The organism is Mycobacterium sp. ML4 (assembly GCF_054515735.1).
The window spans coordinates 172,921-191,656 of record NZ_JBTNSY010000007.1; the positions used below are offsets into that span (position 1 = coordinate 172,921).

An 18,736-nucleotide genomic window follows, 5' to 3' on the forward strand; every position below is an offset into this window, starting at 1 on the left:
CTGCGCAAGTGGACGTCGACGCGTTCCTGCTCACCCACCGGCCCACCTGGGATCGGCTCGACCAGTTGATCAAGCGGCGACGCTCGCTCACCGGCGCCGAGATCGACGAACTCGTCGAGCTGTACCAGCGGGTGTCGACGCATTTGTCGATCCTGCGGTCAGTGTCTTCGGATTCGCTGACCACCGGTCGGTTATCTAGCCTGGTGGCGCGCGCCCGGTCGGCGGTCACTGGCGCGCATGCTCCGTTGAGCAGCACGTTCGTCCGATTTTGGACGGTGTCGTTCCCGGTGGTCGCCTACCGCTCCTGGCGGTGGTGGCTGGCGACGGCGGTGGCGTTCTTCGCGGTGGTCGTGGTCATGGCGTTCTGGGTGGCCGGCAGTCCGGAGGTGCAGTCGGTCGTCGGGACGCCGGCGGACATCGACGAACTGATCAATCATGACGTGGAGTCCTATTACAGCGAGCACCCCGCAGCGGCGTTCGCCCTGCAGGTTTGGGTGAACAACTCGTGGGTGGCCGCCAAGTGCATCGCCATGTCGGTGGTGCTCGGCGCGCCGATACCGTTTGTTCTGTTCCAGAACGCAGCCAACGTGGGTGTCATTGCCGGTTTGATGTTCCCGGCCGGCAAGGGCGGCTTGCTGCTGGGTTTGCTGCTGCCACATGGGTTGCTCGAGTTGACGGCGGTGTTCCTGGCTGCTGCGGTCGGCATGCGATTGGGATGGTCGGTGATCTCGCCCGGTGACCGGCCGCGCGGGCAAGTCCTCGCGCAGCAGGGCCGCGGGGTGGTGGCCGTCGCGGTGGGCCTGGTAGGGGTGCTGCTGATCTCGGGCCTGATCGAAGCGATGGTGACGCCGTCGCCGCTGCCGACGTTCGCGCGAATCGGGATCGGCGTGCTGGCCGAAGTCGCGTTCCTGTCCTACATCGTGTACTTCGGCCGTCGTGGCGTCGCTGCTGGGGAGACCGGCGATATCGAGGATGCGCCGGACTTTGCGCCCACCACGTAGGCTTCTCGCCCTGCCCCTGCCACGGCGAGTGTGAATCTCCCGACGCGACACGCCGCCGGGGCGTCGTGAAAGTCGCAGTGGGCCAACGGCTTCAGAGCTGGCCGGTCGCTTTCATCGACAGGTAACGGTCGGCGAGACTCGGCGCGATTTCGGCGGGTGGCGCGTCAACGACGTCGACTCCCCCGTGGCGCAACCGGGAGGCGATTGCGCGGCGATCGTTGCGGGAGCGTTCAGCCGCCGCCGCGTCGTACACCGCGGCGGCGTCGCTGCGCCCGGCCGCCAATTCGTCGACGCGCGGATCCGCCACCGCGGCAACCAGCACATGGTGCTTGGCGGCCAACTGCGGCAGCACCGGCAACAGCCCCTCGTCCAGGGCGGTCGCGTTCAAGTCGGTCAGCAACACCACCAGCGAACGGCGCCGGGTTCGCCGGAGAATAGCGGCAACCATTGCCCGCCAATCGGATTCGATGAGCGCCGGTTGCAGTGGTGCCATCGCGTCGACCAGCTGCGCCAGCAATTCGGTGCGCGAGGCGCCGAAGACGGCCGCCCGGGTCACCCGATCATGGGCGAGGAAGTCGACGTGGTCTCCCGCGCGTGATGCCAACGCCGCCAACAGCAGTGCGGCGTCCATCGACCAGTCGAGCCGCGGCCAGCCGGCGGGGTCCGCGGCCGTCGGGTCTACCCCGACCCGGCCCGCCACCATGCGCCCGGTGTCGAGCACGATGACCACTCGCCGGTCCCGTTCGGGACGCCACGTGCGGACCATCACGTCGGCGCGACGGGCGCTGGCTCGCCAGTCGATCGAGCGGACGTCGTCGCCGACGACATACTCACGCAGCGAATCGAATTCGGTTCCCTGCCCGCGGATCAGGGTGGGCAGTAGCCCGTCGATTTCCCGGAGCTTGGCCAACCGCGACGGCAGATGTTTGCGGGACAGGAACGGCGGGAGCACCCGCGCCTGCCCGGGCACCGATTGCGAACTCTGACGACCCGCGAAACCCAGCGGTCCGATCGAGCGGGCGGTCACCACCGACGCCCGCTGGTCGCCGCGGCGCACCGGCCGCAGATGTGTCTGCACCTGCTGGTGCTGGCCCGGCGCGATCACCAGCCGGTGGCTGCGTGGCTCAGCCCGCGCGCTCGGTGGCCACGCGTCGCGCACCTGGCCGCGGAATCGGCGCCGGCCGTCGTTGTGGATCATCAGGCCCGCATCCACCGGCTGGCCCAATCGGGCCGAGCTGTTCGCGGACCGGACGAAACGAAGGCGGCGGGTGCTGGCCGCCAGCGTCACGTCGATGCCGACCACGACCGTCAGCACCACCAACAGCGTCACGAAAGCCCTTGCCGGCCATGGTGATACCGCGATCGGCAGGACGCAGACCAGCGCCAGCAGCCCAGTACGTCCGGTGAGGATCACTAGCGCGGCACCGGAACCGAGGCCAGTATTCCGTCCAGCACGCCATCGGGCGTGGCGCCTTCGAGTTCGGCCTCCGGACGCATCATGATCCGGTGCCGCAGCGTCGGACGGGCCATGGCCTTCACGTCGTCAGGGGTCACGTAGTTGCGGCCGGACAGCCAGGCCCACGATCGGGCGGTGGCCAGCAGCGCGGTTGCCCCGCGCGGCGACACCCCCAACTGGAGTGCGGGGGAGGAGCGGGTGGCGCCGACGATGTCGACGATGTAGCCCAGCACCTCGTCGCCGATCAACACCTGGCGTACCGCCTCGCGTCCGGCCGCCAGCTCGGCCGGGCCCGCTACCGGCTTGATGGCCGACAGGTCCCGCGGGTCGAAGCCATGGGCGTGTCGGCCGAGGATCGCGATCTCGGCGTCGCGCGGCGGCAACATCACATTCAGTTTGAGCAGAAAACGGTCCAGCTGGGCCTCAGGCAGTTGGTAGGTGCCTTCGTACTCGATCGGATTCTGGGTGGCGGCGACGATGAACGGGTCGGGCAGCGGCTTGGGTTCACCGTCGACGCTGACCTGACGCTCCTCCATCGCTTCGAGCAACGCCGCTTGGGTTTTGGGGGGCGTGCGGTTGATCTCGTCGGCCAGTAGCAGATTGGTGAACACCGGGCCCGGACGGAAGGCGAACTGCGCGGTGCGGGTGTCGTACACCAGGGACCCGGTGACGTCGCCAGGCATCAGATCGGGCGTGAACTGGACCCGCTTGAACTCCAGCCGAAGTGCGGCGGCCAGGGCGCGCACCATCAGTGTCTTGGCCACTCCCGGAACACCTTCCAGCAGGACGTGGCCGCGACACAGTAATGCGATCACCAGGCCGCTGACGACCCCTTCCTGTCCGACGACGGCTTTGCCGATCTCGGCACGCAATTCCAGCAATGCCTCGCGGGCGGAAGGGGCTTGCGGGTCGGACTGGGACTGTGTCACGAGTGGGTGACCTGCCTTTCGATGTCATCGAGCGCACGGGCTAGGTGGAGTAGGTCGGAATCGTTAGCGGGTGGGGGACCGAACAGGTGGTAATGGACGAGGTCCGGATCGGCGCCACTGCGCTGAGCCACCGTCATCACCACAGCGGGCGGTGCTGCGTTGGGCCCCAAGCCCAGCCGCGGCACCAGTCGTTGCAGCGCAGCGGTACGCAGCGCGTGCGCGGCGCGGTCCCTGGCCCGGCGCGAACGGTAGAGGCGGCCTCGGCCTTCTACCGTCTCCGAGGCGCGCACCACGACGGGGAGCTCTTCGGCGACCAGCGGACCGATCCGCCGGCCCTTCCACAGCGCTACCAGAATAACCACCAGCCATAGCTGCCAGACGATCCATGTCACGTTCTCGGGAATCAGGTCCATGATCGATCCGTGCGTGGTGGTGTGTCCCTCCGCACGTTGCGGGGCATACCAGATCACCCGGGACTTGACGCCGGCGAGGTTCATCGCCAGGGCGGCGTTGCCCTCTTCCAGGAGTCCTTCGTTTTCCATGAAGTGGCTGGTGCCCACCACAGTGACGGTGCGACGTGCGTCGCGGTAGCTCACCAGCGCCCCGCCGTAGCAGCTGACCAGGTCCAGATCGTCACCTCTGGCCCGGTATGCATCGCTGGGCCCGAAACTCACGGCGCCGGCTCGATTAGCTTGGTGCAGAGCGCAATTCGGCTCGTTCTCGAACTTGCTGGCCGCTGTCACACGCAGCTGCGGTGTCAGCGCCGCACGTGCCCGCGACGTGGGGTCCACCAGCAGCAGATCGCCGGGGACATCGGCGATACGACGCAGCAGCGAGTTGTCGGTCAGATACTGCGACTGCGCCACCAGCAAAAGCGTGTCCGACCGTGCCGCCCGTTCGATATCGGCGACGGTGTTGGCGACCATTACCTCGACGCCGCCGTCGCGCAGCAATGTCACCAGAGCGTGAGCGCCGGCCGGGCTGGTGGCCTCGGGGTCCATCGTGCCGCCCGGGCGGGGCGCTGTCAGATACGTGGTGATCGACGCGACGATGACCAGTGCCGCAAGTGTGAACAGAATCCCGCGCCAGGGACGTCGTTGCGGGACGGTGGCGATCGTCGCACCGGGATGGATGGCCGTCACCGGACCGTCGCCCAGGAGTCAGGTGGCGGGGGTTGTGCGACCGCAGAGGTCGCGGCCGATCGCGATCGAAGGTGGTCGTCGAGGTCGGCGATCATCTGGTAGGCGGATTGCGTACCGGGTCGTTCGCCGTAAGTGACATCGTTGAATACCGTTGCCGCTTGCGACAATTCGGCCGCGAGGTGGGGCAGCGCGGCGCCGGCGTCGTGGGCGAGCTCGTTGGCGGTGCGGCCGGGAACCTGGACGAGTACGCCGGTTTCCTCCAGTTCACGAGCCACCGCTCGGAGCCGATGCCGAATGGCAGCTGCCCAATTACCTTCGGCGGCAAAGGCTTCAGCGGTAGCACGGTGCTGGGCAGCGGTGAGCTGGCCGGCGCCGAACAGTTCGTAGTCGCCGCCGCGGTTGGTGCGCATGGTGCGCCGGGCGACGCGGACGGCGACGAAAATGGCGATGGACAACACGATCAGCAGCACGGTGACGGTGAACCAGCCTCCCGATACGTGCGACGTCTTGAGCACCAGCTTCAGTAGGAACTCGTTGATCTTGTCGACGATCTCCTCCGTCAGGCTCTGTCTGGGATAGATCGGCTTGCTCAGCTCGCGTTGCGCAGCGTCATGCGCGGCATCGCGGTCGATGTCGATGGCGGGCACTGTCAGTAGGTTCTTCCCTAGAACGGCCGGGTCAGCCAGAGGTTGTCGGTGGATTGCACCGCGGCGGGGCCGCCCGCAGCGCCGGTCTGCAGCACCAGATCGAACGCTTCGGCGCGGATCCGCCGGTCGGTGTACAGCAACACGACCACACCCGCGACGAACGGGGTGGTGACGATCTGGCTGATGCCGCCGCCGATGGCGGACAGGGTGGTGCCCACCAGAAGCGTTGTGGTGCTCGACGCGCCCATCAGCAATATCTGTCCGGCGATGCTGAACGGTGCCGAGATCGCGCCGCCGACGATGCCGACGACCAGCGTCGCGAGCAGGCGGATGCCCAACACCCGCCAGAAGCCGTTTCGGACCAGCCTGAATGATCGCGTGATGGCGTCGACGACGGGCATCCGCTCCAGCACGATCAGCACCGGTGCGAACATCAGCACGGTGTATGCGTAGGCCAGCAGGGCCACCACCAGCAAGAGCAGCGGGAATCCGAGCAGTACCGCCGCGCCTGCATTGGCAGCCACGCCCACGCCGATCAGGATCACCACGACCAGTCCGATGATCACGGCCAACCCGACGGCCTCCAGCAGGGCGAGGCCGAGCAGGGCCGGTAGCCGGCCGCGGACCTTGGCCCACGCTTCACCGATGGTGATCGGCGAGCCGAACACCGCGCGGCCGACGATGACGGTGAGCATCCCGCTGAGCAGCACGCTGCCCAGCCAGCTGACCAGGGCGCTGCCGCCCAGCGACGCCATCCATGCCCCGACGGCGCCGAGGCTCGGCTCCGACTTATTGGTGTCGAGTTCGTTCGCGGCGGTCAGCGGCCCGATGGTGGCGAGCAACGAGATGACCTGCATGATCACCACGACCATCGCGGTGATGCCGAGCGTCGCCTTCGGGTTGGCGCGGACATAGCCGACCGCGCCGTTGAAGATGTCGCTGAGGGTCAGGGGTCGCAGCGGGATGATGCCGGGTTTGACGGCGCCGGGGATGAGCGGCGGACCGTAGCCCGGCGGCGGACCGTAGCCCGGCGGTGGACCATAGCCCGGTGGCGGACCGTAGCCGGGCCCGTACCGCGGTGGCGGACCGTAGCCGGGCCCGTACGGCGGTGGCGGACCGTAGCCGGGCCCGTACGGCGGTGGCGGACCGTAGCCGGGCCCGTATCCCGGGGCGGCATATGCAGGCGGTGGACCATAGGCGGGGGGCGGCGCATACGCGGGGGGCGGACCGTACGCGGGTTCCGGCGCCGTGTCACCGGAATGCTCAGGCGGCAGCGTGCTCACCGGGGGCAGCGGCTGTCGTCGGTCGTCATGGGGTCCATCCTGTCGGCGGTCGGTGCATTTCTCAATGTAGGTCCCCGGGTCGGCGCGTAGCGTCTCTGGAATGGCGGAACTCAAATCCCGGCTCAGGTCGGACCTGACCGACTCGATGAAGGCGCAGGACAAGCTGCGGACTGCGACATTGCGCATGCTGCTTGCCGCGATTCAGACCGAAGAAGTCTCGGGCAAGGAGGCCAAGGAGCTCTCCGATGACGAGGTCCTCAAGGTGCTGGCCAGGGAGTCCCGCAAGCGTGGTGAAGCCGCCGAGATCTACACCCAGAACGGTCGCGGTGAGCTCGCCGCCAATGAGCACGCCGAAGCGCGGATCATCGACGAATACCTGCCTACACCGCTGACCGACGCTGAGGTGGTCGACGTCGTAGAAACCGCGATCGCCCAGGTTGCCGAGACACTCGGCCACGCGCCATCGATGAAGGAGATGGGCCTGGTCATGAAGGTTGCGACCGGGATCGCCGAGGGTAAGGCCGACGGGTCACGCCTGTCGGCGGCGGTCAAAGACCGGCTCTGAACAGGCCTTCATCGGGGACTTGCCGCCGGTCGTTGATCGCGGCCGCCGTTATCCACAACTAGCGGCTTTGCCATAAGCAGTGTCGGTGGATCGCGTACTATCGAACTTATGTTCGAACTACCGCGCACCAATTCTCCGGAGTTGTTGGCGCGCTTTGACTGTTTCCGCGAGCAGGTGTTGGCGCGCCGGGAGGCGCTGATGGAGACCACTACGGAGTCAACGGGGTGGGTGCAGCGGATCTGCGGGGCGGCGCGGGTGGTCAATCAGGGTGCGGCTGCGGAGTTGGTGGCGATCGGGCAGTTGTTCGCTTATCGGCTGGCCCGGAGTGGGGAGACCGAGGACTGGGCGATCGACACGATGAAGGCCGTCGCCGGGGAGGTGGCGGCGGGGTTGCGGATCAGTCTGGGTCGCGCGGAGACCAAGGTGCGTTATGCCCGGGCGATGCGCGAGCGGTTGCCGCAGGTGGCGGCGGTGTTTTGTGCCGGGGACATCGATCTGGAGGCGTTTGCCACGATTGTGTTCCGTACCGATCTGATCGAGGACCCCCAGGTGCTGGCGGCAGTGGATGGCAAGGTCGCCGCGCGGGTGACGCGCTGGCCCTCGCTGAGCCGGGGGCGGTTATCGCAGAAGGTGGACAAGATCGTCGTCCACGCCGATGTCGATGCGGTGCGCCGCCGCAAAGAGATCCAGGCTGGTCGCGAGGTGTGGATCGGCGGCGAGTCCGACGGGCTGTGTCAGATCGAGGGACGGCTGCGCAGCACCGATGCCCGCGCCGTCGATCAGCGGCTGGCGGCCTTGGCGGCCACGGTGTGTCCCAACGATCCGCGCACTGCGGCGCAGCGCCGCGCCGATGCGTTGGGGGCGCTGGCTGCTGATGCCACCCGCCTGGGCTGCGAGTGCGGCCGCCCGGACTGCACCGCTGCCGGGACGAAGCCGTCCTCGCCGGTGGTGATCCATGTGGTCGCCGAACAAGCCACCCTCAACGGCCACAGCGACAGCCCGGCCTGTCTGCTCGGCGGGGAGGACCTCATCACCCCTGAGTTGCTGGCCGAGCTGGCCCTGACCGCCCGCCAGGTTCCGTTGATTCATCCCGGCTACGGCCCGCCCGAACCCCACTACATCCCATCGCAGGCGCTGGCCGATTACGTGCGGGCCCGAGACCTAACCTGTCGCTGGCCGGGTTGCGACGTGCCGGCCACCCACTGCGATCTGGACCACACCATCCCCTACTCCCAGGGCGGGTCCACCCACGGCGGCAACCTCAAGTGCTACTGCCGTACCCATCACTTGATGAAAACGTTTTGGGGCTGGGCCGAAAAGCAACTCCCCGACGGCACCCTGATTCTGACTTCCCCGGCCGGAGACACCCACGTCACCACCCCCGGCTCGGCGCTGCTGTTTCCCAGCCTGTGCCACGCCGTGGGCGGCATGCCCGCCCCCGAAGCCCAAACCCCCGACCCGGGCTACTGCGCCGAGCGCACCGCGATGATGCCCAAACGCCGCCGCACCCGCGCCCAAGACCGCGCCCACCGCATCGCCGCCGAACGCCGCGCCAACCGCCACGCCCGCACGGCCACCGGCCCACCCGATGACGATCCGCCGCCCTTCTAAGCGGGCCGCAGGCGGTCTTGGGACGGGGCGACGGCGAAAAGCTGCCACTCGCCGGGCACCCCTTTGAGCTGATGGGTGCCGCGGTCTGCGAACTCCAGGCCTGACCCCAGCAACGCGTGCCAGTCCCTGTCACCCAGCATCACGGCCCGCCGCGTCGAGTCCACAATGTCGGTGAATAACACCGTGGCCAGCACCCGATCGTCCGGTACCTGAGCCTGCTGACCGGTGAGGAATTCGGCGATCTCCTGAAACGAGGCGCGCCACGGCTCGACGAAGAGGAGCCGGTTGCGGCCTGGTAGTTCAACATATTTCGCGTAGTCGGGTATGTGCTCGGCGATGTACTCGCCCTTAGCGGGCGGGATAAACGGGTCGTCGGTGTGGTGGAGGACGAGGGTTGGAACGCGGATTGTCGGGAGGACCGCGCGCACGTCCAACTCGCCCACGAGCGGCAACATGAGGGCGAGGGTCCGCGGGCTGGATGTCATCGCCTCGACCCACCCCTGAATCGAAGGGCAGCTGCCTCCACGCGAAGCGCGGTAGGCGACGCGCACGTCCCCGTTCAGCGCGTAGCGCGTCTCCGAGAACATTGCGGAGGTGTAATTCCAACGAGACACGATCGACCGATGCCGATGCGGCTCAAAGCGCTGCCACGCCGTTTGCTCTGCGGACAGCAGGGTACCCGTCAGATATGGCACGGTTCGGCTATACCCTGATGACGGAGCAGTCTGGTCCGAAAGAGCTTGTGCGCGACGCTGTTTCGGCTGAGCAGCGCGGGTTTGACTTCGAAGTGTGCAGTGACCATTTCTCCCCGTGGCTCGCTTCGCAGGGCCATGCCCCCAACGCGTGGGCGGTGCTGGGAGCGGTGGCCCACGCCACCGAACGGGTCGATCTGTACTCCTACGTGACCTGCCCGACCATGCGGTACCACCCGGCGATCGTCGCGCAGCAGGCGGCCACCGTGCAGATTCTCTCCGATGGGCGGTTCACGCTCGGTCTGGGCAGTGGCGAGAACCTCAACGAACATGTGGTCGGCAAAGGCTGGCCGACGGTCGAGCGCCGCCAGGACATGCTGCGTGAGGCCATCAAGATCATCCGCGAACTGTTCGGCGGTGAGCTCGTGGACTGGCGCGGCGAGTACTTCCAGGTCGCCTCCGCGCGACTCTGGGACGTGCCTGACGTGCCCCCGGGTATCGGGGTGGCAATGGCCGGCGCCAAGGGCGTCGAAAAGTTCGGCAAACTTGCCGATCACCTCATAGCGGTCGAGCCCGATCAGGAACTCGTGGACGCCTGGCACACCGCCCGCCAGAGTGGCGGGTGGCCCGGAGCCGGACGCGTGGTCGGACAACTACCCGTGTGCTGGGACCCGGACCGCGACGCTGCCATCGCCCGTGCGCATGATCAGTTTCGCTGGTTCGCGGGCGGGTGGACGGTCAACGCGGACCTGCCCACGCCCGCGGGATTCGCCGGTGCAACGCAGTTCGTGCGGCCCGAAGACGTCGCGGACAGCATTCCGTGCGGCCCGGACCTGGACGCGATCGTGGATGCCGCAAAGGCCTATTGGGAAGCCGGTTTCTCCGATATCGCGCTGATCCAGATCGGCGGACAGTCCCAGGAACAATTCCTCAAGGAAGCCGCCGAACCATTGCTGGACGCGCTGCGTAGCGCCGCCAGTTGAAAGACCACGACGTTTGGGCAACCCCGCCCGGGGTATCTCGACACTGAACCGCCGGAATGGCGCGGCGACGCAAGGAGTTTGGCTGATGAATGATCCGGCAGCGAGCAAGACCACGGCGCTGGTGAAGGGGCTGGGGGTAGCCAGTCTGGGCCTTGGCCTATCCGAGATAGTGGCACCGGGAAGGGTCGCAGCGCTGGCCGGTGTCGACGAGACCGCCCGATCGCGCACCGTTATCCGGGCCTTGGGCATGCGCGAATGTGGCCATGGCGCAGCGCTGTTGGCCGGGCCGGACAAGTTGGTGTGGACACGCGTCGCCGGTGACGTGCTCGACATTGCATTCCTGGCGGCAGGTGTCGTACGTCGTGGGCCGGCCCGGCGCCAGCGCGGCCTCATCACTGCCGCCGCGCTCACCGCCATCGGCGGAGCCGACCTGTATGCCGCGCTGCGTACCACACGCAGCGACACCGCCCGCCACGCGGGCGGTCGGCGACACCGCACGCTGCGCGCCGCGATCACCGTGATGCGCACTCCCGAAACCGTTTACGGCTTCTGGCGCAATCTGGAAAATCTGCCGACGTTCATGCACCACCTGCAGGAAGTCACCGACGCCGGCGACGGGCATTCACACTGGGTCGCGAACGCACCGGTGGGCCAGCCCGTCCAGTGGGACGCCCAGATCATCGAAGACCTGCCCGGTAAGCGGATCGCATGGCAGTCGTTGCCGGGCTCGGGAATCGAAAACAGCGGGTGCGTCGACTTCACGCCCGATCCCATCGGCAAAAGTACCGAAGTGCGGGTCAATATCGCCTACCAGATGCCCGGCGGCGCGCTGGGCAAGGCAGCCGCCACACTCCTGGGTGAGTCTCCTGATCAGCAGGTCAACGACGACCTGCGCCGTTTCAAACAGATCATGGAGACCGGTCAGGTGTTGCGCTCCGACGGATCCCCGGACGGCACCGTGGCACGGCGACAGCTCCACCAGCAGCCGGCCCAACCCTCAGGCAAGGTGGTGCAACGATGAAGGCTACGGTGTGGGCCGGACGCAATAGCGTTGAGGTGCAATCGGTTCCGGACCCGAAGATCCTCAACGACCGGGATGCAATCGTGCGGGTCACCTCGACCGCGATCTGTGGTTCGGATCTGCACATCTACGACGGCTACATCCCGACCGTCAAACACGGCGACATCCTCGGCCACGAATTCATGGGTGAGGTGGTGGAGGTCGGCAAGGGCGTCCACAGCCTGGCCGTCGGCGACCGGGTGGTGGTGCCGTTTCCCATCGCGTGCGGAGCATGTTCGGCGTGTGATCGCGACCTGTACTCACTGTGCGAGAACTCCAATCCCAATGCCGGAATCGCCGAGAAGCTGATGGGGCATTCCCCGGCGGGCCTCTTCGGCTACTCGCACATGCTGGGCGGATTCGCCGGTGGACAGGCCGAATACGCGCGCGTTCCGTTCGCGGACGTCGGCCCGCTGAAAATCGACGACGACCTCACCGACGACCAGGCGCTGTTTCTCTCCGACATCCTGCCGACGGGATACATGGGCGCCGAGATGTGTGACATCACTCCCGGCGACGTGGTCGCGGTGTGGGGTGCCGGGCCGGTCGGGCTGTTCGCGGCGGTGAGTGCCCGCCTCTTCGGTGCGTCACAGGTGATCGTGATCGACCGGGTGCCTTACCGGTTGGACTTGGCGGAGCGACTGGGCGCCACCCCGCTGAATTTCGGTGAAACGTCGGTACTCGGAGAGTTGCAGGAAATGACCGCAGGACGCGGCCCGGACCACTGCATCGACGCCGTGGGCATGGAGGCCCGCAACGGTTCCGCCGTGGTGGACGTCTATGACCGGGTGAAGCAGGCGGCGCGGCTGGAAACCGAACGGCCACATGCACTTCGGGAAGCCGCCATGAGTTGCCGTAACGGCGGCACCATTTCGATCGTCGGCGTCTACGGCGGAATGATGGACAAGTTCCCGATCGGCGCGGTCATGAACCGCTCGCTGACCATCAAGACCGGGCAGTGTCACGTGCAGCGCTACATGCGCCCACTGCTCGGGCGCATCCGTAACGGCGAGGTCGACCCGACTGCGATCATCAGCCATCACTTGCCGCTGAACCAGGCCCCGAAGGGATACGAGATCTTCAAACACAAGCAGGACAACTGCACAAAGGTCGTCCTGAATCCATAAGGAGCTGCATCATGACTCTGGACGGCAAAAGAATCGCCATCCTGGCCGCCGACGGCGTTGAGAAGGTGGAACTCGAACAACCCCGAGACGTGGTTGAACAGGCCGGCGGCCAGGTTGAATTGTTGTCGCTGAAAACCGGCGAAATCGAAGCCCGAAATCACGATCTCGAGCCTGCCGGTACATTCCCCGTCGACCGCGCGGTTGCGGATTCGTCGGTGGCCGACTACGACGGCTTGATTCTGCCCGGGGGCACCGTCAACCCGGATAAGTTGCGACTGGACGAGTCTGCGGTGTCGTTTGTGCGCGATTTCGTCGAATCCGGAAAACCGGTGGCCGCGATCTGTCACGGCCCGTGGACCCTGGTGGAGGCCGGCGTGGTCTCCGGACGCACATTGACGTCATATCCGAGCATCCGCACCGATCTGCGTAACGCCGGAGCCCGCGTGGTCGACGAAGAAGTGGTGGTGGACGGCAACCTGATCACCAGTCGGTCGCCCAAGGACTTGTCTGCGTTTTGTTCAACCATTTTGCGGCAATTTGCCGAGGCGACGGCGAGTTCGCCCACCTGAACGAAGATTCCCGATTTCTGTTTCAAGTGCTCTCGTTGCGGGCACTAAAACGCAGGGCCGTGATCGCCACGGCAGAATCCGCCGGGTTGAGAAAGGCTTGCCGTGACGACCACCTATCTAACGCCGGGTCAATCCCTGGTAGCCGAAATTGTTTATCAACCGCAATATGATTCATATCTCCTCGTCGACACTATGCGGCGAACAGGTTTGGTTCCGCGACGTCGGGTGCTCGATTTGTGCACCGGATCGGGATATGTCGCGATTTCGGCCGCTGAAATGGGGTGCGCCAGTGTGACCGCCTACGACATCTGCCCGTCGGCTGTCAGCTATTCCCGGGGCAACGCCGCCGGAGCGGGTGTCGATGTCGACGTGCGACAGGGGTCATGGGTCAAGGCCCTCGACCATGGCCCGTTCGACGTCGTGGTGTCCAATCCGCCCTACGTGCCGACTCCGCCCGTCGATGACACCGCCGCGATCGCGTCGATCGCCGGCCCGTCGCGGGCCTTCAACGCCGGCCCTGACGGCCGCCTGGTGCTGGACCCGCTGTGCGGGTCGGCTCCGCAATTGCTGGCAGACGGCGGATCGCTGTTATTGGTGCATTCGGCCCTGGCCGGGGTTGAGCAGACCGTGGAAACATTGCGGGAGAACGGCCTTGACGCCGATGTCGTTGCCTCACAGATAATCCCGTTCGGACCGGTGTTGACGGCGCGAGCACAATGGCTGGAGGACACAGGCCGCATCCCGCGCGGTTGCCGGAAGGAGCAGATCGTGGTGGTCCGAGCGGACAAGCCGTGAGCACGACTCGCGTGCAGGTGGTACCCAACGGGCCGGTATTGGTTTCCGGCCCGGCGCGGATCGAGACACCCGATGGTGCGGTGGTGGAATCCGACCGGTTCATGGTCGCGATCTGCACGTGCCGGCGCAGTCGGGACTATCCCCTGTGTGACACCAGTCACCGACGGTGCCGAGGCCCGAAGGTCGAGCGCCTGCTTAGCTGAGCGGGCGCCGCAGCGACGACCGTCCCTGCTGCCAGGCCTGCATCAACACCTCCGCCAACCGGTCTTCGACGGCGGCGTGCGCGCGGATCCCGAAGACGACGTCGTTATCCAGCTGCGGTTCACGGGCAAGCAGATCACCGACGACGTCTATCCGGACCACATGCTCATGCACCGCATCGGCTTCCACATGCTCTTGGTAGAAGGCCGCGCATGCCGCCGGCGCCTGCATACGCTGCAGCGCCTGGACCATACGCTTGGAGCCGGGCGGCGAGGTGATCTCGGTCGACGCGAAGTGGCCCACCGCGGCACCCCGTAGCCGCCGGTGCAGCCCGAACAGCGACATCAGGTTCACCACCGCAAGTGACTCGGCGGGCACCGCGTCCAGGTAGCCCAAATAGGTCGAATCCAGGTCCGCCGCGGTCAACAGATCCGCGAAGAGCTGCTGGTGCATGTGCGCGCCGCGACCGGCGCCGTACTCGTCGAACTCGATCGCGACGAACGCCGCCTTGGCGGTGCCGGTCAGGCGCGGGATCGCGAAGGCGTGCGGGTCGCCCTCTTTCAGGTGGTAGAGCGATCGATGCACGAAGTATTCGCGCATCTGCTCCCACGTTCCGGTGTCGCGCAGATACCAGGACGGTCCGGTGCCGTCACGCGGTTCGACGGTCAGCGACTCCATTTCCGCCGCGGCGGTGTGCCCGGCGTCGATAGGCCCCACGTCGCGGCGAACGCCGGCAAGGAAGACGCGCTCCAGCTCTGCCCTCAGGCCCAGCAGGGCGGGACTCCACTCCCACACCGGATCTACCGACGCGAAGCCGCGATAGTGCAGTTCGTAGCACATGTACAGCGCCAGCTGCAGGTCCAGGCCGTAGGGATCGGAGTCACGTACCGACGCTCCTATGCGGCCGGACGGTTCACGCGAGGCCGGTGTGGTCAGAATGCGGCGTACAGCCGTCGATAACGGGCCGTGTGCCGCAGGCAGCGCCGGTTCAACGGAGATCGACGTATGAGTCACCACGCTGTTTTACCCCGCTATCGGCCGGACAAACGGAAGACGACGTCGATGGTGGTGCCGTCGGGTCGGCTGTCGACCTGCATCGACTCGCTCAACGCAGCCATCAGCAGCAGGCCCCGGCCGCGGTTGTCCGGAGTGGCGGCCGGCGTCTTCCAGGAGCCGGAGTCGGCGATCCGGGCGCGGATCGCGCCGTCGACGAGGTCCATCTCGAGCAGCATGCTCCCCACGTCATGACCTGCGTAGGCGTGCTCCACGCAATTGGTGCAAGCCTCACTGATCACGAGCACGATGTCGATGATCTGCGGCTCCGAGACGTCCGCGGCCCGCAGCCAAGCGGTCAGCTCGCGCCGGATGGGTGCCAGGTTTTCCGGGGTCGCACCGGTTTCGATGCGCAGCGGCGCCAGCCGGTGGCGGTAGAGGACCATCGCGACGTCGTCGTCATAGCCGCCCACCGGTGCCAGCTGGTCCAGCACCGCATCGGCGACGGCGTCAATGGGCAATCCCATGGTGTCCGTCAGAACATCGGCGACGCGGTCGAGCCCGTCGTCGATGGACTCATGCCTGCGCTCCACCAAGCCGTCGGTGAACCAGATGAGCGTCGAACCCGGCGGGAGCATCTCGCTGGCTTGCGGTCGAGTCTCGTTGCGGCGCACGGCCAATGGTACCGAACTGGCCTCGGTGAGCAGGGTCGTCGCGGTCGCCGTTGCTGCCTTCGGCTTGACCAGCACGGCGGGCATATGGCCGGCGTTGCTGTATTCGAGGACACCGGACTCGGTGTCGAGAATGGCGAGAAAGACTGTGGTGCAGTACGCGTCGGGAATCAGCGACGCCGCGGCATCGAGCTGTTCGAGCAGCACAGCGGGCTTGGCGCCGGTGAGTAACAGCGCCCGCGCCGAACTGCGCAACTGGCCCATGATCGCGGCCGCCGGTAATCCGCGGCCCACGCAGTCGCCGACGACGATGCCGATGCGGCGTTCACCGATCGGAAGCACGTCGTACCAGTCACCGCCGATCTCCAGTGGCGGCACCGCAGGCTCGTAACGCACGGCGAAGCCCGGCGGAGGCTTCATCGGCGGCAACAGCGCCCGCTGCAACGTCAACGAGGTCACCCGTGCGTTCTCGAACTGGCGGACGTGCTGAATGGCCAGGCTCAGGTGGCCGATCAGCACCGTGACCAGCAGCTTGTCCTCTGCGCTGAGCCACCGTGGCGAGCCGAGCTCCAGCCACAGAGCCACATCCGCGGTACCCGAGAGCATGGCGACCAGGCCCTGGGTCTTGCCGGCAGCATCGGGATCCTCGACCGTCTTCGCCGTCAGCGGCAGCTGCTGACGCGCGTCCTGAAAGATCTCGCGAAGGCGCGGATCCATTGTGCGCCAGTTCGATTCAGGCGGCTCGCCGGCCACCAGGACGGTCGGCTCACCGTCTCCCGGCGGCCACATCACCGCCACGACGCGCTGTACGTCGACGGCGGTGCGGGTCTCATCGAGAGTGATCTCCAGCACGTCGGCCACGCTCTTGGCCACGCTCACCGACGTGGCCAGCCGCATGACGGCGCTCTCCCGGGCGGCGAAGGCGCGCTGCGCGGTGATGTCGCGCACCGTCCCCACGTACACGTCCCGGCCACCGTCCGGCCCGCGAACGGCGTTGATACTCACTGCCACCCAGGCGTGGTGACCATCCTGGCGGCGCACCGGTACCTCGTACTGGGCACTGCCCGCCGCGATGGCCTGCCGCTGTTGCTCGCCAGTGAGCTTGCGGTCAACCAGCCAAGGTTGGGGCCAGTGATAAGGCATGCCTTCGGGCGGGTAGCCGAGGATCTCGCTGAAGGCGTTGTTCATCTCGATCACCGCGCCGTTGCGGTCGGCGACGAAAAACCCTTCCTGCAACGAGTTCACCAGTGCGGTACGGAATTTGTCCCGGTCGGCCAGATCCTCGGCACGGGCCCGCTCCTGTGCGTATCGCCTTGTGCCGTCGATGAATCCGCGTGTCGCGACATCCAGCGGCGCCAGTGTCTGGAGCACGAATTCCAGGGCGGTGCCGCGGTCCACCGGCCCGGCCTGGGAGAGTTCGTCGAGCAGCCAGAAGGTGTTCTCGATGATGTCGAGCATGCTGATCTGTTCCTGCAACGCCCTGCGCCCGAGTTCGTGCGCCACGGCCAGGCTGTCCTCGTTGCGGTCGTTCAGATAATTGCGCAGTGCGACCCGGTACTCATCGTGGAAATCCTGGGTGTAGGTCATGTCGAGATACCCCGGTGACGCGCGGCGAGCACCGTGGCATCGTCGGAGTCCTTGGCGTGCTTGGTCAGGATATGCTCGGCGATGTCGGTCGCGGCCGCCGCGAAGTCGATATGGTCGAGATGCTCGTCGGCGATGCCGTCGCTGGTGATCACCAGCAGGTCGCCGGTGCGGATGGAAACCACTTGCGCGGGCCTGGTTTCCGGTATCCGGTAGCCGACGATGCCGCCGACCAGCCGGGCGCTGGAACGGACGTGAACGCCGCTGACGCTCTTGGCCACCAGGTGCGCGCGGACATTGCCGATCCCGGTCCAGCTCAGCTTGTTCGTCTGAAAGTCGATGCGGGCCAACGACATCGCGGCGCCCCGGGTGCCGGTCAGCACCCGGTGGCAGAGCGCGACCAGAACCTCCAGCCGCTCCCCGCGGGCGTTGGCAAGTGCCTCGACACCCGCCAGTGCGGCGCCGGCGGCGCCGGCTCCGTGCCCGAGGCCGTCCAGCACGCCGAACAGCGCGGCCTCTCCGTCGACGTCCACCGCAACAGCCTGGTCGCCGCAGAGTTGCTCGCCCGGGCGGGGGCGACTTGCCGTCGCCCACTCGATCGGTCCGAACCGACCCGCCGCCCGGGCGCGATCAGCCACGGGCCGGAACCCATTTCCACATCTCGATGACCGTTCCACGACCCAGCGACGACTCGACGATCAGGCGATCCATCAGCCGGCGGGCACCTGGCAGTCCCATGCCCAGGCCGCGCCCGGTCGTATAGCCGTCTTCCATCGCGCGGTCGATATCGGCGATTCCGGGTCCCTCGTCTTCGGCGCGCACCACCAGCGCCGTGCGGCCTTCCCGGTCGGCGACGGCGACGCGAACCTCCCCGTGGCCGGCATAGCTGGTGATGTTGCGGGCGATCTCGGAGATCGCGGTGGCGATCATGGTGACGTCGGTCAGCGAGAAACCAAGTTCGAGAGCGAGTCGATGGCCGGCCTTGCGGGCGGCGACGATGTCGTCGGAGGTGTTGATGGCGATCACGGTCTCACCCGCCACCGTCGCGCCCGATCGTCGATCTACCCAGTCCCAGGCCCAGTTTTCGGTTCAGCAGCGCGATGCCTTCTTCGAGGTCGAGCGCGGTGCTCATGTCGTCGAAGGCCAGCCCGAGTTGGACCATCGCGAACGCCACTTCGGGCTGAAGCCCGACGATCACGGTGGTGGCCCCACGTAACCGGGTCATGTGTGCGATGGTGCGCAGTGACCGGGCCGCGAACGAATCCATTACGTCGATGGCGGTGACATCGACGACGATCCCCTGCGCCCGGAACCGGCTGACCCGCTCCATCAGGTCTTCGCGCAGCCGCTCGGTGTCCGAGTCGGTCAGGGCGGCCTGAACGGTCGCGATCAAGATCGCGCCCTGCTTCAAGATGGGTACGGGCATT

19 protein-coding genes and 1 pseudogene are annotated in these 18,736 nt (G+C 66.9%); 9 read left to right on the forward strand and 11 right to left on the reverse strand.

All coding sequences use genetic code 11. From position 1 onward, the window contains the following. Positions 1-8 precede the first annotated feature (8 nt). Positions 9-1,001 (forward strand): stage II sporulation protein M, encoded by a 993-nt coding sequence (locus ACX9NE_RS10010; RefSeq protein WP_459361521.1) that lies wholly within the window; start codon positions 9-11, stop codon positions 999-1,001. Between the two features lie 91 nt (positions 1,002-1,092). Here the strand turns inward: ACX9NE_RS10010 and ACX9NE_RS10015 are convergent, their stop codons facing one another. From ACX9NE_RS10015 to ACX9NE_RS10035, 5 genes are read right to left on the reverse strand one after another with little or no spacing between them, the layout of a single operon-like run. Next, the gene (locus ACX9NE_RS10015; protein ID WP_459361522.1) at positions 1,093-2,415 is read right to left on the reverse strand and encodes a DUF58 domain-containing protein; all 1,323 of its coding nucleotides are present in this window, start codon (positions 2,413-2,415) and stop codon (positions 1,093-1,095) included. Next, complete coding sequence (locus tag ACX9NE_RS10020) at positions 2,415-3,386, reverse strand: AAA family ATPase (RefSeq protein ID WP_459361523.1); 972 nt, start codon at positions 3,384-3,386, stop codon at positions 2,415-2,417. The genes ACX9NE_RS10015 and ACX9NE_RS10020 overlap by 1 nt, the downstream gene beginning before the upstream one ends. Further along, positions 3,383-4,543 (reverse strand): DUF4350 domain-containing protein, encoded by a 1,161-nt coding sequence (locus ACX9NE_RS10025; RefSeq protein ID WP_459361615.1) that lies wholly within the window; start codon positions 4,541-4,543, stop codon positions 3,383-3,385. Before ACX9NE_RS10025 ends, ACX9NE_RS10020 begins: the two co-directional genes overlap by 4 nt. Then, positions 4,525-5,175, reverse strand: coding sequence for a DUF4129 domain-containing protein (locus ACX9NE_RS10030; RefSeq protein WP_459361524.1), 651 nt, complete (start codon positions 5,173-5,175; stop codon positions 4,525-4,527). Before ACX9NE_RS10030 ends, ACX9NE_RS10025 begins: the two co-directional genes overlap by 19 nt. Before the next feature lie 17 nt (positions 5,176-5,192). After that, positions 5,193-6,560: a hypothetical protein gene (locus ACX9NE_RS10035; RefSeq protein WP_459361616.1), complete on the reverse strand. Its 1,368-nt coding sequence runs from the start codon at positions 6,558-6,560 to the stop codon at positions 5,193-5,195. Between ACX9NE_RS10035 and ACX9NE_RS10040 the strand changes: the two genes are divergently transcribed. Continuing rightward, the gene (locus ACX9NE_RS10040; protein WP_459361525.1) at positions 6,559-7,023 is read left to right on the forward strand and encodes a GatB/YqeY domain-containing protein; all 465 of its coding nucleotides are present in this window, start codon (positions 6,559-6,561) and stop codon (positions 7,021-7,023) included. The genes ACX9NE_RS10035 and ACX9NE_RS10040 overlap by 2 nt on opposite strands. A 108-nt stretch (positions 7,024-7,131) precedes the next feature. After that, a complete protein-coding gene (locus ACX9NE_RS10045) occupies positions 7,132-8,634 on the forward strand; it encodes an HNH endonuclease signature motif containing protein (RefSeq protein WP_459361526.1) in 1,503 nt (500 codons plus the stop codon). Here the strand turns inward: ACX9NE_RS10045 and ACX9NE_RS10050 are convergent. Next, positions 8,631-9,125: pseudogene (locus tag ACX9NE_RS10050) on the reverse strand (alpha/beta fold hydrolase); the annotation flags it as partial. The gene ACX9NE_RS10045 and the pseudogene ACX9NE_RS10050 overlap by 4 nt on opposite strands. A gap of 197 nt (positions 9,126-9,322) precedes the next feature. Between ACX9NE_RS10050 and ACX9NE_RS10055 the strand changes: the two are divergent. The 6 genes from ACX9NE_RS10055 to ACX9NE_RS10080 all read left to right on the forward strand — a co-directional run bounded on the left by ACX9NE_RS10055 (position 9,323) and on the right by ACX9NE_RS10080 (position 14,063). Continuing rightward, entirely contained in the window at positions 9,323-10,309 is a 987-nt protein-coding gene (locus ACX9NE_RS10055) for an LLM class F420-dependent oxidoreductase (RefSeq protein ID WP_459361527.1), read from the forward strand. An 85-nt stretch (positions 10,310-10,394) separates the two neighbouring features. Continuing rightward, positions 10,395-11,330 carry an SRPBCC family protein gene (locus ACX9NE_RS10060; protein WP_459361528.1) on the forward strand — a complete coding sequence of 312 codons (936 nt, stop codon included), beginning with the start codon at positions 10,395-10,397 and terminating at the stop codon, positions 11,328-11,330. Then, entirely contained in the window at positions 11,327-12,496 is a 1,170-nt protein-coding gene (locus tag ACX9NE_RS10065; protein WP_459361529.1) for a zinc-dependent alcohol dehydrogenase, read from the forward strand. Before ACX9NE_RS10060 ends, ACX9NE_RS10065 begins: the two co-directional genes overlap by 4 nt. Before the next feature lie 11 nt (positions 12,497-12,507). Beyond that, a complete protein-coding gene (locus ACX9NE_RS10070; RefSeq protein WP_459361530.1) occupies positions 12,508-13,065 on the forward strand; it encodes a type 1 glutamine amidotransferase domain-containing protein in 558 nt (185 codons plus the stop codon). 102 nt (positions 13,066-13,167) lie between these two features. Further along, entirely contained in the window at positions 13,168-13,860 is a 693-nt protein-coding gene (locus tag ACX9NE_RS10075) for a HemK2/MTQ2 family protein methyltransferase (protein ID WP_459361531.1), read from the forward strand. Beyond that, complete coding sequence (locus ACX9NE_RS10080; protein WP_459361532.1) at positions 13,857-14,063, forward strand: CDGSH iron-sulfur domain-containing protein; 207 nt, start codon at positions 13,857-13,859, stop codon at positions 14,061-14,063. Before ACX9NE_RS10075 ends, ACX9NE_RS10080 begins: the two co-directional genes overlap by 4 nt. Here ACX9NE_RS10080 and ACX9NE_RS10085 read toward each other — a convergent pair. Genes ACX9NE_RS10085 through ACX9NE_RS10105 form a run of 5 tightly spaced genes read right to left on the reverse strand, consistent with a single transcriptional unit; the run spans position 14,056 to position 18,735 of the window. Continuing rightward, positions 14,056-15,075 carry an iron-containing redox enzyme family protein gene (locus ACX9NE_RS10085; protein WP_459361533.1) on the reverse strand — a complete coding sequence of 340 codons (1,020 nt, stop codon included), beginning with the start codon at positions 15,073-15,075 and terminating at the stop codon, positions 14,056-14,058. The genes ACX9NE_RS10080 and ACX9NE_RS10085 overlap by 8 nt on opposite strands. 17 nt (positions 15,076-15,092) lie before the next feature. Further along, positions 15,093-17,312, reverse strand: coding sequence for a SpoIIE family protein phosphatase (locus ACX9NE_RS10090; RefSeq protein WP_459361534.1), 2,220 nt, complete (start codon positions 17,310-17,312; stop codon positions 15,093-15,095). Further along, positions 17,309-17,908, reverse strand: coding sequence for a SpoIIE family protein phosphatase (locus tag ACX9NE_RS10095; protein ID WP_459361617.1), 600 nt, complete (start codon positions 17,906-17,908; stop codon positions 17,309-17,311). Before ACX9NE_RS10095 ends, ACX9NE_RS10090 begins: the two co-directional genes overlap by 4 nt. Positions 17,909-17,939: 31 nt before the next feature. After that, positions 17,940-18,350, reverse strand: coding sequence for an anti-sigma regulatory factor (locus ACX9NE_RS10100; RefSeq protein ID WP_459361535.1), 411 nt, complete (start codon positions 18,348-18,350; stop codon positions 17,940-17,942). Next, positions 18,340-18,735, reverse strand: coding sequence for an STAS domain-containing protein (locus ACX9NE_RS10105; protein WP_459361536.1), 396 nt, complete (start codon positions 18,733-18,735; stop codon positions 18,340-18,342). The genes ACX9NE_RS10100 and ACX9NE_RS10105 overlap by 11 nt, the downstream gene beginning before the upstream one ends. Position 18,736 lies beyond the last annotated feature (1 nt).

Excerpts from the sequence above, each read along its gene's own strand:
- ACX9NE_RS10040 (WP_459361525.1), top strand. The coding sequence starts at position 6,559 with ATGGCGGAACTCAAATCCCGGCTCAGGTCGGACCTGACCGACTCGATG.
- ACX9NE_RS10045 (WP_459361526.1), top strand. The coding sequence starts at position 7,132 with ATGTTCGAACTACCGCGCACCAATTCTCCGGAGTTGTTGGCGCGCTTT.
- ACX9NE_RS10055 (WP_459361527.1), top strand. The coding sequence starts at position 9,323 with ATGGCACGGTTCGGCTATACCCTGATGACGGAGCAGTCTGGTCCGAAA.
- ACX9NE_RS10060 (WP_459361528.1), top strand. The coding sequence starts at position 10,395 with ATGAATGATCCGGCAGCGAGCAAGACCACGGCGCTGGTGAAGGGGCTG.
- ACX9NE_RS10065 (WP_459361529.1), top strand. The coding sequence starts at position 11,327 with ATGAAGGCTACGGTGTGGGCCGGACGCAATAGCGTTGAGGTGCAATCG.
- ACX9NE_RS10070 (WP_459361530.1), top strand. The coding sequence starts at position 12,508 with ATGACTCTGGACGGCAAAAGAATCGCCATCCTGGCCGCCGACGGCGTT.
- ACX9NE_RS10090 (WP_459361534.1), bottom strand. The coding sequence starts at position 17,312 with ATGACCTACACCCAGGATTTCCACGATGAGTACCGGGTCGCACTGCGC.
- ACX9NE_RS10105 (WP_459361536.1), bottom strand. The coding sequence starts at position 18,735 with ATGCCCGTACCCATCTTGAAGCAGGGCGCGATCTTGATCGCGACCGTT.